The organism is Mesorhizobium sp. M5C.F.Ca.IN.020.32.2.1 (assembly GCF_004023105.1).
GTDB classification, from domain to species: Bacteria; Pseudomonadota; Alphaproteobacteria; order Rhizobiales; family Rhizobiaceae; genus Mesorhizobium; species Mesorhizobium wenxiniae.
Genome location: NZ_RZSX01000803.1, coordinates 1 through 2,856, shown reverse-complemented (window position 1 = coordinate 2,856; position 2,856 = coordinate 1). Strand labels below are relative to the sequence as shown.

The 2,856-nt window shown below is 66.8% G+C and carries 2 protein-coding genes and 1 pseudogene; all 3 read left to right on the top strand.

All coding sequences use genetic code 11. The features are described 5' to 3' along the window. The first annotated feature begins 48 nt into the window (after window positions 1–48). A complete protein-coding gene (gene nadA / locus EOA86_RS29060) occupies window positions 49–1,023 on the top strand; it encodes a quinolinate synthase NadA (RefSeq protein WP_128344813.1) in 975 nt (324 codons plus the stop codon). Further along, window positions 1,020–2,561 (top strand): L-aspartate oxidase, encoded by a 1,542-nt coding sequence (locus EOA86_RS29055; protein ID WP_128344812.1) that lies wholly within the window; start codon window positions 1,020–1,022, stop codon window positions 2,559–2,561. Before nadA ends, EOA86_RS29055 begins: the two co-directional genes overlap by 4 nt. Window position 2,562: 1 nt before the next feature. Beyond that, a pseudogene (locus EOA86_RS29050) lies at window positions 2,563–2,856 on the top strand (nicotinate-nucleotide diphosphorylase (carboxylating)); the annotation flags it as partial.

Genomic DNA, 2,856 nt, shown 5'->3' with positions numbered 1-2,856 from the left:
AGATATAAGCGCCCCTTATTGTCAGCCGGAATATAAGCGGAGGCGCGGATGATTGGCGCGTTAGCTACGGCCGCGTCCCTCTATCAGCGCGTCCGGCGCGTGATCCCGCCAGTCGAATGGCCGGCTTTTGCCGAGGATATCGAAGCTATCCTGGCGCTGAAGCGCGAGCGCAACGCCGCCATTCTGGCGCACAACTACCAGACGCCGGAGATCTTCCACTGCGTCGCCGACATCGTCGGCGACAGCCTGGCGCTGGCGCGCAAGGCAATGACGGTGAAGGCGGACGTCATCGTGCTCGCCGGCGTGCACTTCATGGCCGAGACGGCGAAGCTCCTCAATCCCGACAAAACCGTACTTATCCCGGATCTCGAGGCGGGCTGCTCGCTGGCCGACTCGATCACGCCTGAAGACGTGCGCCTGATTCGCCAGCGCTTCCCGGGCGTGCCGATCATCACCTACGTCAACACTTCGGCCGCCGTGAAGGCCGAGTCCGACATCTGCTGCACCTCCGGTAATGCTAAGGCAATCGTGGAATCGCTCGGCGTGCCGTGCGTCATCATGGTGCCCGACGAATATCTGGCCAACAACGTCGCCGCCGAGACCGACGTCGAGATCATCGCCTGGAAGGGCCATTGCGAAGTACATGAACGCTTCACGACCGCGGATATCCGCGAACTGCGCGACGCGCATCCGGGCGTCGCCGTGCTTGCCCATCCCGAATGCCCGCCGGAAGTGGTCGCCGAGTCCGACTTCGCCGGTTCGACGGCGGCGATGTCCGACTATGTCGGCCGTCATAAGCCGGCGCGCGTCGTGCTGATGACCGAATGCTCGATGAGCGACAACGTCGCCGTCGAGCATCCAGAGGTGGACTTCATCCGGCCGTGCAATCTCTGCCCCCACATGAAACGCATCACGCTTGCCAAGATACGTGCCGCACTCGAGGAAAACCGCCATATCGTGACCATCGACCGGCAGATCGCGAAGCCGGCGCGTCGCGCGGTCGAGCGCATGCTTTCCATATGAACCTCGACGTCCGCGATATCGGCGGGGCACCCGTGATCATTGGCGCCGGCGTGGCAGGCCTGATGACGGCGCTTTACCTGGCGCCCGAACCGGTCGTCCTCATCTCCAGCGCACCGCTGGGGACCGAAGCGTGCAGCGAACTCGCCCAGGGCGGTCTTGCAGCAAGCCTTGGGTGCGACGACGGCTCCGACCTGCACCTCGCCGACACGCTAGCGGTCGGCGACGGCCTTTGCGACGAGGCGATCGCGAGACGCGTAGTCGAGGCCGCACCTAAAGCGGTCGAGCACCTCGAGCGCTTCGGCGTCACTTTCGACCGCGCCCCTGACGGTGCGATCCGGCTAGGGCTCGAGGCGGCGCATTCGCGCCGGCGGATCGTGCATGCCGACGGCGATGCGACCGGCCGCGAGCTGATCCGCGCACTCACCGCCGGCGTGCGGCGCACCGCTTCGATCACCCTCCTGGAAAACATGCAGGCACGCCGCCTGATCGTGGACGACGGTGAAATCGCCGGCGTGCTCGCGGTGGGCTGCACGGGCACAGTCGGCCTGCCCACGTCGCGCGTGGTGCTGGCGACCGGCGGCATCGGCGGCCTGTTTCGCGACACGACGAACCCGCTGGGCTCAATTGGGCACGGGTTGGCGCTCGCGGCTTCAGCCGGCGTGGAGCTCGCCGATCTTGAATTCGTGCAGTTCCATCCGACCGCGCTGGATGATCCACGCCGGCCGATGCCGCTGGTGAGCGAAGCGGTGCGCGGCGAAGGCGCCGTGCTCGTCGACGAGCGGGGAGAGCGATTCCTCGCCGACACGCCTGGCGGCGAGCTCGCGCCACGCGACGTGGTCGCGCGTGCGATTTGGCATCAGCTGGCCGCCGGACACCGCGTGTTCCTCGACGCCCGGAAATCCCTCGGTCCGAGATTCGGCAAGCGCTTCCCGGCCATAGCCCAGCTCTGCCTAGAGGCAGGCATCGATCCTTGCGTTCAGCCGATCCCTGTGCGCCCGGCGGCGCATTATCACATGGGCGGCGTAGGGGTGGACGCGGCGGGTCGCAGTTCCCTCAAGGGCTTGTGGGCCTGTGGCGAGGTTGCCTGCACCGGACTGCATGGCGCCAATCGCCTCGCCAGCAACTCGCTCACGGAAGCGGTGGCGACAGCCGGCTTCGTAGCCGAAAGCGTCGCCAGCGCCTCGCCGGGCTGGCGACGGCGGATCCTTTCAACATTCCTGCCGCCGCGGCCGGACCCTTCGTGCATAAGGCCGATCGTCTCCAAGGCGCTCGGCATCGTCCGGGACGGCGAGACGCTGCGCGAGGCCGCCACTGCGCTGCTGCCGATCGCCGCTGCCAACCAGGCTGCGTCCGATCCGGCCGTGGTCGCGCTGATGATTGCGATTGCGGCCCTTCGGCGCGAAGAGAGCCGTGGCGCACACTACCGGTCCGATTTTCCGGGTCGCAATGCCGACACCCGTTCGTTGCGGCTGACGCTCGGCAAGGCGGTGGAGGCTGCAGTCGCCCTTGGCTGGCGAGCCCCGATAGGGAGTACCTGACATGATGTCATTGTCGCCACTCCCCTCGATCGTTATCGAACCGATCGTGCGCAGCGCCCTTCTGGAAGACCTTGGCAAGGCCGGCGACCTGACCAGCGATGCAATCATCCCCGCTGATTGCATGGCCACGCTGGCGCTTATCGCACGGCAGTCGGGCGTGATTGCCGGGCTCGATCTGGCGGCGTTTTCTTTCCTGCTCATCGACCCGGCGGTGGACATGCAAGTCCGCTGCCCGGACGGCGGCAGGGTGGCGGCGGGTGAGACAATCGCGACGCTCAGCGGAACGGCCCGCGGC

Bases quoted from the DNA above. Each gene is read 5' to 3' on its own strand.
- nadA (WP_128344813.1), top strand. From the start codon at position 49: ATGATTGGCGCGTTAGCTACGGCCGCGTCCCTCTATCAGCGCGTCCGG.
- EOA86_RS29055 (WP_128344812.1), top strand. From the start codon at position 1,020: ATGAACCTCGACGTCCGCGATATCGGCGGGGCACCCGTGATCATTGGC.